11 protein-coding genes are annotated in these 13,568 nt (G+C 61.7%); 8 read left to right on the top strand and 3 right to left on the bottom strand.

The features are described from left to right. Positions 1-43 precede the first annotated feature (43 nt). The 4 genes from B0B52_RS19430 to B0B52_RS19445 all read left to right on the top strand — a co-directional run bounded on the left by B0B52_RS19430 (position 44) and on the right by B0B52_RS19445 (position 5,445). Complete coding sequence (locus B0B52_RS19430) at positions 44-769, top strand: hypothetical protein (RefSeq protein WP_254425777.1); 726 nt, start codon at positions 44-46, stop codon at positions 767-769. A gap of 77 nt (positions 770-846) precedes the next feature. After that, on the top strand, positions 847-3,816 hold the full coding sequence (locus B0B52_RS19435) for a VIT domain-containing protein (RefSeq protein ID WP_077595326.1): 2,970 nt from the start codon (positions 847-849) through the stop codon (positions 3,814-3,816). 203 nt (positions 3,817-4,019) lie between these two features. Then, positions 4,020-4,997, top strand: coding sequence for a GMP reductase (locus tag B0B52_RS19440; RefSeq protein WP_077595327.1), 978 nt, complete (start codon positions 4,020-4,022; stop codon positions 4,995-4,997). Between the two features lie 58 nt (positions 4,998-5,055). Further along, the gene (locus tag B0B52_RS19445) at positions 5,056-5,445 is read left to right on the top strand and encodes a tautomerase family protein (RefSeq protein WP_077595328.1); all 390 of its coding nucleotides are present in this window, start codon (positions 5,056-5,058) and stop codon (positions 5,443-5,445) included. Here the strand turns inward: B0B52_RS19445 and B0B52_RS19450 are convergent. Beyond that, on the bottom strand, positions 5,442-6,320 hold the full coding sequence (locus B0B52_RS19450; RefSeq protein WP_077595329.1) for an alpha/beta hydrolase: 879 nt from the start codon (positions 6,318-6,320) through the stop codon (positions 5,442-5,444). The two genes, B0B52_RS19445 and B0B52_RS19450, sit on opposite strands and share 4 nt — an antisense overlap. Positions 6,321-6,445: 125 nt before the next feature. Here B0B52_RS19450 and B0B52_RS19455 point away from each other — a divergent pair, with 125 nt between their 5' ends. The 4 genes from B0B52_RS19455 to B0B52_RS19470 all read left to right on the top strand — a co-directional run bounded on the left by B0B52_RS19455 (position 6,446) and on the right by B0B52_RS19470 (position 10,389). Beyond that, entirely contained in the window at positions 6,446-7,138 is a 693-nt protein-coding gene (locus B0B52_RS19455; protein ID WP_077595330.1) for a GntR family transcriptional regulator, read from the top strand. A 19-nt stretch (positions 7,139-7,157) separates the two neighbouring features. Then, positions 7,158-8,039, top strand: a complete 882-nt coding sequence (locus tag B0B52_RS19460; RefSeq protein ID WP_077595331.1) for a phytanoyl-CoA dioxygenase family protein — start codon at positions 7,158-7,160, stop codon at positions 8,037-8,039. A 5-nt stretch (positions 8,040-8,044) separates the two neighbouring features. Further along, entirely contained in the window at positions 8,045-9,403 is a 1,359-nt protein-coding gene (locus B0B52_RS19465) for an NAD(P)H-dependent oxidoreductase (protein ID WP_077595332.1), read from the top strand. An 89-nt stretch (positions 9,404-9,492) separates the two neighbouring features. After that, positions 9,493-10,389, top strand: coding sequence for an NAD(P)-dependent oxidoreductase (locus B0B52_RS19470; protein ID WP_077595333.1), 897 nt, complete (start codon positions 9,493-9,495; stop codon positions 10,387-10,389). Between the two features lie 3 nt (positions 10,390-10,392). Here B0B52_RS19470 and B0B52_RS19475 read toward each other — a convergent pair whose 3' ends face one another. Both B0B52_RS19475 and B0B52_RS19480 read right to left on the bottom strand, forming a co-directional pair. After that, positions 10,393-11,301 carry a proline dehydrogenase family protein gene (locus B0B52_RS19475; RefSeq protein WP_077595334.1) on the bottom strand — a complete coding sequence of 303 codons (909 nt, stop codon included), beginning with the start codon at positions 11,299-11,301 and terminating at the stop codon, positions 10,393-10,395. 318 nt (positions 11,302-11,619) lie between these two features. Beyond that, positions 11,620-13,560 (bottom strand): DEAD/DEAH box helicase, encoded by a 1,941-nt coding sequence (locus B0B52_RS19480; protein ID WP_077595335.1) that lies wholly within the window; start codon positions 13,558-13,560, stop codon positions 11,620-11,622. Between the last annotated feature and the right edge of the window lie 8 nt (positions 13,561-13,568).

Genomic DNA, 13,568 nt, shown 5'->3' on the forward strand with positions numbered 1-13,568 from the left:
GTCTGCGACTTCTGCGAACATACGCAGAATTTCCGGGATTCTCATGATTACAGGTTTTGGCTTATCGGCGCCCGCATGGTTGGCTGCCTGCCTTTTGGCGACTGGTATCGGTTTTCCCGGCATGGCGCGTGCGCAGTCTTCCTGTTCCAGCGATGGCCAAGGCCGGCCCGTGGCATTGCTTGAACGTTTTATCAACGCCGACTGTGCCGATTGCTGGACCGACCCGGCCACCCCGCGTGCCGACCGGGGCGCAGTGGTCCTGGACTGGGTGGTGCCCGGCAACCAGGGCGACAACGCTCCGCTATCGGCAGTCGCCACCCGGGACGGACTCAAGCGCCTGGAAGCGCTGGGCACAGCGCCGCCGCCCGCCAGCCTGAACCGCAAGACCCATGTGCAGGGACGGACCGGCACCCTGCGCGTCGCTCATGGCTTACCGGTTTCCGGTTACATAGGCGCATCCATAGCGTTCAAAGGCGTTGTGCCGAAGACCGCTGCCCAGCCCTGGACCGCCTGGCTGGCGCTGGTGGAAACCATTCCAGTCGGCACCGAAGGCACGCCGGTCGCCAGAAATATGGTCAGAAACCTCATTCAGTCCACATGGGACGGGCCTCAGCAGCTATCAAATACAGAGCAAAAATCCTTCATCGAGTCGCGCTCGATGGATGTGCCTGCCGGCATGAACACCGGGCGGGTACGCGTGATCGGCTGGGTGCAGGACGCTCAAGGGCGAATTCTTCTGGCAGCGCAGTCGCGCTGCGTCAAAGGCTAACTAAATTTTCATCCGGTTAACCCCATTTCTCTGGCCGGTTCGTTTAAGCCGGATCATCAACAAAAAAAGGGGTCTCCATGCCACACTGGTCCGGCTCGCTCTACGCGGCCAAATTTCTTCAATGCGCAGCAGCTTTTTGCCTCAGCCTTCCCGTATGGGCACTCAGCCCGGTGCCACCAGGCATTTTGACCGGCAAGATGGCGCCGCCCCCTGATTGGCGCCCCCCGACCGTTGTATTGAATACCCAACCGGGGCAGCCGATCCAACTGCGTGAAGCGGGGATAGAGGTGGATCTGTTCGGTGACCAGGCACAGACCCGTATTGAGTTACGTCTGTTCAACCCCAACAATCGGGTGCTCGAGGGCGAATTGCAATTCCCGCTGCTCGACGGCCAAACCGTGACAGGCTTCGCCTTGGACGTGAACGGGCGACTGCGCGACGCAGTGCCGGTGCCCAAAGCTCGCGGACAGGAAATATTTGAAGATATTCGTCGCCGGCGCGTCGACCCCGGACTGCTGGAGGCTACGGCCGGCAATCAGTACAAACTAAGGGTCTATCCCATCCCCGCGCAAGGTGAGCGCCGTGTGGTGCTCACGGTCACGGAGACGTTGCCACGTCAGCGTGATTTCGGCGTGCTTCGGGTTCCACTGGCATTTGCGTCCACCGTGGGGAAGCTGCAAGTCCATGTGCGGGCTCACGGTGCCGCGCAAAAAGATGTGCAATTGCTGCAAGCCCCTTCAGGAACCGAGATGACCACAGGCAGCACGAGTACCGAACTGCGTCTGCGCAGGAACCAGTGGTCGGCGCCTCAAGGGGTTGCAGGTTGGCTGCAAATCGCAGTCCACCATGCCGCGAGGCCGCAAGTGATGGTGAGTGAAACGGACGGCAAATACTTTTTTGCCGGCCAATTGGCCTTTAACGATGAGCCGGTGAGGCGGCCCGACCCTGCCCATATCGCGCTGATATGGGATGCCTCTGCGTCGTCGTCGGCTCAAAGTAGGGTACTGCCCGTACTTGATGCCTATTTTCGGAACTTGCGGCGGACCGTCAAAGTCAGCTTGCTGGTGGTGCGCAACAGCGCCGAGCCTGTACGCAGCTTCTCCGTCGCGCCTGGGCGTTTTAACGAACTCGCCGATGCTCTTCGATCGGAGCCGTTGGACGGCTCCAGCAACTTCGACGAGTTGGCTATTCCTGCCGACGTGGACACTACACTGATGGTGACGGATGGCCTGATGACTGATGGCAAAAAGCTCATCAACTACCGGCATTCCGCGCCGGTGTTCGTGATCAACAGCGCGGCAACGGCCGACGTCCCGCGACTGACCCGATTGGCAGACCGCACCGGTGGCGCGTTGGTGGACGCGGCGCGGCTTTCCCATGACGAGGCTACCCGTGCCCTGCTTTTCCATGGCTGGCGCATCGAGCGTCTGAGCAGCCTCACGGCGCAGCATCTGACCACACCCACGACGCGAGTGCATCAAAACCGGCTGTCAGTCGCTGGCGAATTGGCTGACTCCCGTGCGCGCGTCGAGATCATGCTGGTCCATCCGGATGGACGCAAACGCACGCTGAGCTTGAATGTGGATGCCAAGGCTGCCGGCGGCCGCTGGCCCGCACAGCAGTGGGCAATGTGGCGCAGCGCCGAGCTGGCTGAAAACCCGACCTTGCACAGCGCGGAACTGCAGCGAATCGCGGCAACGCATGGCATCGTGGGCCCCAACAGTTCCCTGATCGTGCTGGAGCTTGCGGCCGACTATGCGCGCTACGCTTTGACACCGCCCCCCGAGTTGGCAGAGGAAGTCGCGCGACTCGGGCACTTGCAGCTGGCGCAGGCCACGCAATCGCGCCAGGATCACGTTGAAGCCATGGTGCGGCAGATGGAGACCAGACAGCGCTGGTGGGACAAGGAGTTCCCCAAGGAGGCGCCCAAGCGCCCCGACCCCTTGCCGGCCGCACAAGGCGCCGTGGGTGCTGCTTCCCTTGCGGAAGCCTCGCTATCGCAGCGCTTGGCACCAGCACCGGCACCCATCGCACCCATGGCTGCACCCGCACCCGCTTCAGCCGCAGCGCCCGCGCCACGGCCTTCCGCTGACAGCACCTCTGCCAAGACAGCCGCAAGCCCGACCACAGCCACCATCGCACTGCAAGCATGGACACCCGATGCGCCTTACTTCAAACGCCTGCAGGCAGCGAACAACGCGAACCTCTACCACATCTACCTCGATGAGCGCGGCAGCCATCAGAACAGCAGTTCCTTCTATATGGACGCAGCCGGCGTGTTCTTCGAGCGCGGAATGTCCGATCTGGGACTGCGCGTCCTTTCCAACCTGGCGGAGATGAACCTCGAAAACCGCCAGTTGCTTCGCCTCTATGCCTACCGCCTGGTTCAAGCGAAACGGTCGGACCTGGCCACGCCAGTATTTGAACGGGTCAGCGAACTAGCACCGAACGAGCCGCAGTCCTGGCGCGACCTCGGCCTGGCGTTGGCGGAAAGTGGCCAGACACAACGCGCGGTCAACGCGCTGTGGGAGGTGGTTTCACGTCCCTGGCACGGCCGCTTTTCCGGCATCAACATGATCGCGCTGGCCGAACTCAACGCAATCATCGCGCAAGCACAGGCGAGCGGCGGGTCGCCACTGGATCTGAGCCAGATCGATGCCCGCCTGCGCCGCAATCTGCCGCTGGCGCTACGCGTTGTCATGGCCTGGGATACCGATGACACCGACATCGACATGTGGATCACCGATCCCAACGGTGAAAAAGCCAGCTACGCCAACCGCCTCACCTACCAGGGCGGCACTATGAGCCCGGACGCAAGGGGTGGCTACGGCCCGGAAGAGTTTGCGCTGAAATCAGCCAAACCCGGCAAGTACCTTGTTCAGGCGCAATTCTTTGGCAATCGGCAGCAAGTGCTGTCGGCCGGTACCACCGCGATGGTGCGCGTCACCACCGGCTTTGGTACGCCGCAAGCGCGCGATGAATGGACCAGCGTGCGACTGACCCGTGGCAGCGAAACCGTGCGCATTGCCGAGATCGAGATGGAATGAAAACGGCGCTGCCGATGGGAATGCTTCGCCCCATATAAGGACCATACGGTTACTCCTATGCGCGCCGCGAGGGCGCGCGGGTAAAATCAGTCACCGGGCCCAAGCAATTGCGCCCGGTTTTTTGTTTCTGCGTCCGCCGCAGAACAAGCCGGTCCAGTCCAAGTGCCTTCTGTTCTTCAACAGTTTTTAAAGGCTTGGGATTCATGGAAATCTTCGACTACGACAATGTTCTGCTGCTGCCGCGCAAATGCCGCGTGGAAAGCCGCTCCGAATGCGACGCCGGTGTCACGCTGGGCAGCCGCCACTTCCGTATCCCCGTGGTGCCGGCCAACATGAAGACGGTGATCGATGAATCGATTTGCGTCTGGATGGCGAAGAACGGCTATTTCTACGTGATGCACCGGTTCGATCTGGACAACCTGGCCTTCGTGAAACGCGTGGCGGCTGAGGGCGTGTACGCGTCCATCTCGCTGGGCGTCAAGAAGGCCGACTACGACACGGTCGACCAGCTGGCAGCCGAAGGTCTGGCGCCCGACTACATCACCATCGACATTGCTCACGGCCATGCCGACACCGTGCAGCGCATGATCGCCTACCTCAAGCAAAAGTTGCCTGCATCCTTTGTGATTGCCGGCAACGTGGGCACGCCTGAAGCAATCATCGACCTGGAGAACTGGGGCGCCGATGCCACCAAGGTCGGCATCGGCCCGGGCAAGGTCTGCATCACCAAAATGAAAACCGGTTTTGGCACCGGCGGCTGGCAACTCTCGGCGCTCAAGTGGTGTGCACGGGTGGCGACCAAACCCATCATTGCCGATGGCGGCATCCGCGAACACGGCGACATCGCCAAGTCCATCCGCTTCGGGGCGACCATGGTGATGATCGGCTCCATGCTCGCCGGACTGGAGGAAAGCCCGGGCAAAACCGTGGAGGTCGATGGGCGGCTGTTCAAGGAGTACTACGGCAGCGCCTCGGACTTCAACAAGGGCGAGTACAAGCACGTCGAAGGCAAACGCATCCTGGAGCCGGTCAAGGGAAGCCTGAAGGACACGCTGCGCGAAATGGAAGAAGACGTGCAGAGCGCAATCAGTTATTCGGGTGGCACCAGGTTGATGGATATTCGCAAGGTCAACTACGTGATCCTGGGCGGCGACAATGCAGGTGAGCATCTTCTGATGTAACAAGCTGTCGCCCGTCGGGCAGAGTACAGTCGTCGCTCCTTCATGAAAACGAAAATCCGTGCCCACCGCAGCCATTGAAATACGCCGAGAATATTCGCGCGAAGAAGAAACCGCCCTGATTGCCGCCGTGCAGGAGGCGATGACGTCGGCGCTGAAGGTACCCGACTGGACGACCTCCATCCGGCTTTTTGTGCATGAGTCGCACCGCTTTGCCGGGCCACCCGGCAAGAGCGACCGTTACACGCTGGTCACGCTGGACTGCTTCGTCGGCCGTTCCCGCGAGACCAAACGCGCGCTGTACCAGGCCATCGTGAAAAACCTGGGCATGTGCGGCATCCCTGCAGACCACCTGAAGGTGTTGCTGCGGGAAGCGCCGCGCGAAAACTGGGCTATCCGCGGTGGCCTGCCAGCCTCCGAGGTGGAACTGGAATACGACGTCGAAATCTAGGCCGTAGGCCTGGAAGTCGCAAAGAGCAGTTCAAGCGCCAGCCGGTGCAGCCGGTGCTCTGTGTCCACCAGCGCCTCCAGCACGCTGAAGTGGTTTTTGCCAAGCAGCGCCTCGCGCACCGGCACCACCTGCCTGCCCCAGGCCTGCTCGATCAACGCGTTGTGCCGCAAAAATTCATCGCTTTCGTCGGCACCCGCCACGGTGTAGAGCACGCCATTTTTCGGCGCCGGCAACCAGGCCGGGCTGGCCTGCGCCACCTGGCTTGGCGTCAGCCGCAGTGAGTCTTTCAGGAAGGGTGTGTGCATGATGGACTCCAACTCATACAAGCCTGAAATCGACAACGCGTTTTTGACCAGGTCCTTCGGCAAATCCTTTGCGTAAGCAGTCCAGAGGCAGTCCAGCAGCATGGCCGCCAGATGGCCGCCAGCCGAGTGGCCGATAACGGTGATGCGCTTCGGGTCACCACCAAAGCGCTCCACGTTGCGGTAAGTCCAGGCCAGAGCCTTCACCATCTGCAAGGTGATGTCGGGGATGGTCACCGCCGGACAGAGGTCGTAATTGGGAATGATCACGCAGGCCCCGGCCGCCGTAAAAGCGGGCGCCACAAACGAGTGGTCTGCCTTGTCGAGCGAGCGCCAGTAACCGCCACGGACGAACACCAGAACCGGCGCGCCGCCACCCTGGGGTTTGGCCACCGGAAACACGTCGAGCTTTTCGCCTGGGCTCTCGCCATAGGCAATATCCAGCGTGTTCGGCTGACTGCTGCGCGCCTGTGCTGAATCTTGCGCCCAACGACTGAAATGCAGCGCATGTTCGGGCACCAGGGCGCGGTTGTTGTACATGCGGTCCAGCCAGGCAGGGTCGGGGCGAGTCATGGAATTTCCTCAGGTAGGGGTGAAATGCTGCCATCTTGGCACAGCCCGCCTCTTGCGAGAGTGATACGGGTAAACCCGCTAAGTTTTGATCACATCCAACCGTATTCTGTATACAGAGTTCAAACATGACACCCCAACTCATCAAAATCGAGTCCATCCCGGATCTTGTGGACCAGGTTTATCGCAGCTTGCTCGACGCCATCAGCGAAGGTTCGCTGGCGCCCGGCGCGCGCATCATGCAGGAAGACATTGCCGAACAACTGGCCGTGTCCCGCCAGCCGGTGTTGCAGGCCCTGCGTTTGCTGAAAAAGGACGGTTTTGTGCTCGACGCGCCGGGCCGTGGCGTGCTGGTCGCCCCGCTGGATGTGGGTTGGCTCACACAGATTTACCAGGTGCGCAGCGCACTCGACGCGCTGGCAGCCGGGCTGGCAGCCCGGGCCCGGTTCCGGATGGATCCGGCCTTGATCAGCCAGGGGCGCACCGCTGCCCGCAGCAATGACATCAAGGCCATGATCGCAGCCGACGCGCAGTTTCATGCGGCCATTTACGCCGCATCGAACAACCCCTTGATTGCCCAAACCGCTCAATTGCACTGGCATCACATTCGCCGCGCCATGGGCGCCGTGCTGCAGGTGTCGACCATGCGCGAATCGATCTGGGACGAACACGAAGCCATTGCCAACGCCATTGCCAATGGCGACGAGGCCAAAGCGGAAAGCCTGATCCGCCAGCATGTCGACGATGCCAGCCGCAACCTCTCCGGCCTCCTGAGTACCGCCCTTCAGCCCACACCCCCGGCGGCTGCCCTGCCCGCCTGACGCCCTAACGGAGACGACCATGCACCTGACACCCGAACAACTCGCCCAATTCGACCGCGACGGTTACCTGTTTTTTCCTGGCCTGTTCACACCGGAAGAAACACAAACGCTTAATGACGCCGTGCCCGAGCTTTACAGCCGGCGCGAAGACTACAACGTGCGCGAAAAAGGCAAGGATGCGGTGCGCACCAACTTTGCCGCGCACATGTACAGCAAGCCCTTTGCCAAACTGGGGCGGCACCCGCGCATGATCAAGCCGGTGGAGGACCTGCTGGGCGAACAGCTCTACATGCACCAGTTCAAGATCAACGGAAAAATGGCTTTTGAAGGCGACGTCTGGCAGTGGCACCAGGACTATGGCACCTGGCTCAACGACGACCTGATGCCGACCGAGCGCGCGATGAATGTCGCGATTTTTCTCGACGATGTGACCGAGCACAACGGGCCGTTGATGTTCATTCCCGGCAGCCACAAAAAAGGCGTGGTTGATGCAAAGCACGACCTGACCACCACCAGCTACCCCCTGTGGACGGTGGACAATGATTTGATCCGCCAGCTGGTGCAGCGCGCCGGCGGGAAGCAAGGCGGCATCGTCAGCCCCAAGGGCCCGGCCGGCTCGATGATTCTTTTTCACTCCTGCCTGGTGCATGCCTCGGGCAGCAACCTGTCGCCTTTCAACCGTGTCAGCGTTTACCTGAGTCTGTGCGCGGTCAGCAACCACATTCGCCGCCACAAACGCCCCGAGTACATTGCGCACCGGGACTTCACGCCGATCGAATGCCTGCCGGACGACTGCCTGCTGAAAGATTACCCGGTGGATCTGCCCTGGAAAAACGGCGTGCCGGCCACGGCGCTGCAAACCTCGATGGAAGAAATTGCGCCTGACCGCAAGGCGGCCTGAGCCTTATGAATCTTTTCAGCAAACTCCAACAACGCGCGGCAGACAACAAACCCATTCGCATCGGCCTCATCGGTGCTGGCAAGTTCGGCTCCATGTACCTGGCGCAGATTCCACGCACACCCGGTGTGCATCTGGTGGCGATTGCCGACCTGTCACCCGCTGCAGCCCGTGCCAACCTCGCTCGTGTGGGGTGGAATCCGGCATTAGCCCAGGCGGAATCTGCGCAAGCAGCTATCAAAACAGGAGCAACGTGGATCACCGACGACTGGAACGCCGTGGTGACCCACCCGCAGATCGACATCATCGTCGAATGCACTGGCAACCCGGTCGCTGCGGTCGAACATTGCCTGCAGGCTTTTGCGCACGGCAAGCATGTGGTCAACGTCACCGTCGAGGCCGATGCCTTCTGCGGCCCGCTGCTGGCCCGCAAGGCCGCAGAAGCGGGTGTTGTTTACTCACTGGCCTTTGGCGACCAGCCAGCCCTGATCTGCGACCTGGTGGACTGGGCGCGCACCTGCGGCTTTCCGGTGGTGGCGGCGGGCCGCGGCCACAAATGGCTGCCGCATTTTTGCGAATCCACGCCCGAAACGGTCTGGGGCAATTACGGCCTCACGCCCGAGCAGGCCGAGCGCGGCGGCCTCAACCCGAAAATGTTCAACAGCTTTCTCGACGGCTCCAAACCCTCGATCGAGTCCACCGCGGTGGCCAACGCGACCGGACTGACCGTGCCCAGCAACGGCCTGCTGTATCCGCCGGCCAGCGTGGAAGACATTCCTTACGTCACACGGCCGATCAGTGAAGGCGGCGTGCTCGAGCGAAAGGGCATGGTCGAAGTCATCTCGTCACTCGAAGCCAACGGACGCAAGATTCCCTACGACATCCGCATGGGCGTCTGGGTCACGGTCGAGGCAGAGACCGACTACATCAAGAACTGCTTTGAAGAGTACAACGCCCATACCGATCCGAGCGGGCGCTACTTCACGCTGTACAAGCGCTGGCATTTGATCGGCCTGGAAGTCGGCGTGTCGGTGGCCAGCGTGGCATTGCGCGGCGAGCCCACCGGCGTGGCCACCTGCTGGAACGCGGACGTCGTGGCCACCGCCAAGCGTGACCTCAAACCTGGCGACATGCTCGACGGTGAAGGCGGCTACACCGTCTGGGGCAAGCTGCTGCCGGCGGACACGTCTGTAAAGATGGGCGGGCTGCCGCTGGGGCTGGCGCACAACGTCAAGGTCGTGCGTGCCGTCAAGAAAGGCCAAAGCCTGAGCTGGGCCGACGTGGCGATGGACATGTCCACGCCGGCGTACAAGGTGCGCAGTGCAATGGAAAACATGTTTTCCCCCACCGTTAAAAAAGCTGCCTGAACGCACATGCCGGCCTGCTGCAAGCTGACTGACAGCCTTTGCCCTGTCGCTTGCTCCATGATGATCTCCAGGCCGCAACGGAAACATCAATGACTACTGCAAGCGACACGCATGCGCCAAAACTCGCATTCCTGGGCATAGGAAGCATGGGCCTCATCATGGCCGGCCGCCTTTGCAAGGCAGGCCACAACCTGCAGGTGTGGAACCGCACAACAGAGAAAGCCAGCGCACTGGCCCCATTGGGTGCGAAAGTGCATAAACAGGCCAGCGCGGCAGTTGCCAGCGCCGACATCGTGATCTGCACGCTTGAAAATGGCGCTGTGGTTGAAGACGTGTTGTTTGGGCAGGGCGTTGCCGCCGCAATGAAACCCGGAGCCCTGTTCATCGACATGGCCTCCATCAAACCGCGTGAGGCGCGCGACCATGCCGCGCGCCTGGGCGCTTTGGGTATCGCGCACCTTGATGCGCCGGTATCTGGCGGCACGGGCGGTGCGGAGCAAGGCACACTGGTCATCATGGTGGGTGGCAAGCCAGCAGAATTTGAGCGCGCACGCCCCGTCTTTCAGGTCTTCGGGCGAGCCACCCACGTGGGCTCGCACGGTGCAGGCCAACTCACCAAACTGGCCAACCAGATGATTGTCGGCATCACCATAGGCGCCGTGGCCGAAGCCCTGCTGTTTGCCGCCAAAGGTGGCGCCGACATGGCCAAGGTGAAGGAGGCCATCACCGGTGGTTTTGCCGACAGCCGCATCCTTCAGGTACATGGCCAGCGCATGGTGGACAGGGATTTCATCACCCACGCCAGGCTGGCCATTCAGCTCAAGGACATGCGCAATGCGCTGGCCACGGCAGAAGAGATCGGCTTCGAGGCGCCGATTACCGCGCTGTTCGAGCAGCTCTATGCCGAAGGTGCCGAGCATGGGCTGGGTGACCTTGACCATTCCGGCCTGTTTGTCGAACTGGCCAGCCGCAATGGCATGAGCTGAGCTTCAGCGGCCCAGCGCGGCCTTCATCAGGTAACCCGCAATCTGCGGATTTTCCTTGATCCGGCGCATGCTGTAGCCGTACCAGTCCCTGCCGTAAGGCACATAGATGCGAACTGCGTAGCCCATGCCAAGCAGCCTTCCCTGCAGGTTTTCACAAACGCCGAGGAGCATCTGGAACTCAAACCGGCCCTTGTCGATACCTTTGCGACGCGCCAAGTCAATCAACTGTCCGATCAACTCTTCGTCGTGTGTCGCGAGGCCGACAAAGGTTGCGCTGTCGAAGCAGCGCGCCGCATGGTTCAGGAAATGCGCATTGATGGCACGCCGGTCGCGCCACGCCTGGTCAACCAGGTGCTCCCGGCCTTCCACGTAGATTCCCTTGCAGAGACGCAGATTTTCACGCTCACCAAGCAGCGGTTCGATGTCGTCGTAAGTGCGCTTGAGGTAGGCCTGCAGCACGATACCGACACGGTCATGATCGCGTTTCAATCGCGCGAGCAGATCGATTTCCTTCTGGGTCACGCTTGCATCTTCCATGTCGATGCGCACAAAAATCCCGTGCCGCTCGGCCGCTGCGAGCAGGCGCCGGAAGTTGTTCTCGCAATGCGCCTCATCGAGCAACAGGCCCAATGCGGTTGGCTTGATCGAGATATTCGCATGCAGGCCGTGGTGACCGATTGCGTCGAGCACCCGCAGGTACTCATCGGTCGTGCGGTCGGCCTGCGACAGCGACGAGACCGACTCGCCAAGCACGTCGAGAGTGGCTGAAAAGCCTTGGGCGTCAAGGGCGCGAACGCGAACTAGCGCTTCGGCCGCGGTTTCGCCAGCGATATAACGGCGCGAGACCTTACGGATCAACGCGCGCGGAACCAGGGGGATGGCGGACGCCATCAGGGTATTGAACAGGGACATGATTTCTCCGGAAAAGAATGAAGCAGACAGCGCAAGACATCGGGCGACGCCGGGCCGCTTCGTGATGTGTTGCTTGGTCAAAAGAGGGACACCCGGTCGGAAGCAATCCGGCAGGCGTTCAGGCAAGGCCACGGCGGCGCGCTCAGGGCGTGCGGCTGAGGCTTGCGTTCACTGCTTCGAGAGGGGTGGCCAGGCGGCTGCGGTCATCTGTTTTCCGAATGCGCGCTGAAAGGCGCGCGGCCTGCGGATCATATACAAAAACAAAAAAGCCCCGGCGACTTGGCGTCGCCGGGGCTTTGTATTGAGACTGGTTAACGATCAGTCGCGCGCAGGCTTGGAGAACTTGCCAGCCTTCTTGGCCGCATCGCGCGGAACAAACACCTTGCCTGCCGGTTTGGCGAAAGCAGGTTTGGCAAAAGCGGGCTTGCGGTCGGCAAAATCGCCGCGCGGCGCTGACGAAAAACCTTCGGAACGGCCGCCAAAGCCGCGATCGCCACCACGGTCGTCGCGCTGGGCGAAACCACCGTTGTTGTTGCCGAAGCCACGGTCATCTGGACGACGCGCATTACGGTCATTGAAACCGGAACGGTCCGCGTAATTGTTGCCTTGAGGTGCAGGGCGGCCCTGGAAAGGCGCGCCACGGTCGTCACGGTTGCCGCCAAAACCACCACGATCGCCGAAAGCAGGCTTCTTGCCGGCATAACCGCCGCCGCCACCGAAGCCACCCGAAGGTGCACGGTCATTGCCGAAGCGGCCACCGCCACCACCGCCGAAGCTGCGGCCACCGCGGTCACCACCGAAATTACCGCGTGGGCGATCCGAAGTGGGTGCAAAGCGCTGCTGTGGCTCCAGACCGGCAATCACGCTGGGCTTGAGGTTTTGCTGGGTGTAGTGCTCGATGTCCTGGATCTTGCGGCGGTCGCGGAACTCGGCAATCGTGATCGCCTGGCCTTCGCGGCCGGCACGGCCGGTACGGCCGATGCGGTGCACATAGTCTTCGGCTTTCATTGGCAGGCCGTAATTGATCACGTGGGTGATGGTCGGCACGTCCAGGCCGCGGGCGGCCACGTCAGTCGCCACCAGAATCTGCACGCGGCCATCACGGAACGCCATCAGGCGGCGGTTGCGCAGGCCCTGGCCCAGGGCGCCATGCAGCGCCACGGCACTGAAGCCCTCCTGCACCAGATCGTTGGCCAGGCCGTCACATTCCACCTGCGTGCAGGCAAACACGATGGCCTGGTTGATGCTGGTGTCGCGCAGCCAGTGGTCCAACAGCTTGCGCTTGTGGGTCATGTTGTCAGCCCACAGCAGCGACTGCGTGATGGATGCATGTTTTTCGTGCGGGGAGTCGATCTCCACGCGCTGGGGCTGACGCATCACACGTGTAGCCAGTTGCATGATGCGCGGCGCAAAGGTGGCGCTGAACATCATGGTCTGCTTGCGCTCGATGGTGAGCTGGTTGACTTCAGTCAGATCGTCGGCAAAGCCGAGGTCCAGCATGCGGTCGGCTTCGTCGACCACGAGGAATTGCACCTGGTCGAGCTTGATCTGCATGCTGCGCTGCAGGTCCAGCAGGCGGCCGGGCGTGGCCACCACGAGATCGGCGTTTTGCAGCTTGGCAATTTGCAGCTGGTAAGGAATGCCGCCAACAACGTTGGCGATACGCAGGCCGCGGCAATGGCGGACCAGGTCGATCGCGTCGGCGCAGACTTGCTGAGCCAGCTCGCGGGTCGGGCACAAAATCAGCGCGCCGGGTGTGGCAGCCTTGAAGTTGCGCGCATTGGTCGGGTCCTTGCGCTTGGGTTTCTTCAAAGGCGGCTCGCCGCGGGCAACCGCTTCGGCGCTCAGGCGTTCGAATTCAGCGCGTTCGTTGCGCTCGGCTTCTTCCTGCTGCTTGAGCAGGGTGTGCAGCACGGGCAGCAGGAAAGCCGCAGTCTTGCCGCTGCCTGTCTGGCTGGAAACCAGCAGGTCGGTGAATTTGGCCTTGGGGTCGGCTTTAACGTCAGCATCCAGCGCCTGCATGGCTTTCGGGATGGTGGCCATCTGCACGGCTGTGGGCTGGGTGAAGCCCATGTCGGCAACAGCTTGCAGCAGTTCCTTGGCCAGGCCCAGCTTCACGAAGCCGTTGGGCTCGGCTGCAATGGCGTCCAGGGAAGTTTCAACAACAGGCGCGTCGGAAAAATCCGGCGTCGCGTTGATTTCGGTGTCGGTGTTTGCTTCGGCCAAAAAGTCGCCGCGAGCCTCAAAAGAGTCAGTCATGTTTTTCT

The sequence above is a fragment of the Polaromonas sp. A23 genome, from assembly GCF_002001015.1.
GTDB lineage: Bacteria > Pseudomonadota > Gammaproteobacteria > Burkholderiales > Burkholderiaceae_C > Polaromonas.

Coding starts and splice junctions, on each gene's coding strand:
- B0B52_RS19430 (WP_254425777.1), top strand. CDS start 44: ATGATTACAGGTTTTGGCTTATCGGCGCCCGCATGGTTGGCTGCCTGC.
- B0B52_RS19435 (WP_077595326.1), top strand. CDS start 847: ATGCCACACTGGTCCGGCTCGCTCTACGCGGCCAAATTTCTTCAATGC.
- B0B52_RS19440 (WP_077595327.1), top strand. CDS start 4,020: ATGGAAATCTTCGACTACGACAATGTTCTGCTGCTGCCGCGCAAATGC.
- B0B52_RS19450 (WP_077595329.1), bottom strand. CDS start 6,320: ATGACTCGCCCCGACCCTGCCTGGCTGGACCGCATGTACAACAACCGC.
- B0B52_RS19455 (WP_077595330.1), top strand. CDS start 6,446: ATGACACCCCAACTCATCAAAATCGAGTCCATCCCGGATCTTGTGGAC.
- B0B52_RS19460 (WP_077595331.1), top strand. CDS start 7,158: ATGCACCTGACACCCGAACAACTCGCCCAATTCGACCGCGACGGTTAC.
- B0B52_RS19465 (WP_077595332.1), top strand. CDS start 8,045: ATGAATCTTTTCAGCAAACTCCAACAACGCGCGGCAGACAACAAACCC.
- B0B52_RS19470 (WP_077595333.1), top strand. CDS start 9,493: ATGACTACTGCAAGCGACACGCATGCGCCAAAACTCGCATTCCTGGGC.
- B0B52_RS19475 (WP_077595334.1), bottom strand. CDS start 11,301: ATGTCCCTGTTCAATACCCTGATGGCGTCCGCCATCCCCCTGGTTCCG.
- B0B52_RS19480 (WP_077595335.1), bottom strand. CDS start 13,560: ATGACTGACTCTTTTGAGGCTCGCGGCGACTTTTTGGCCGAAGCAAAC.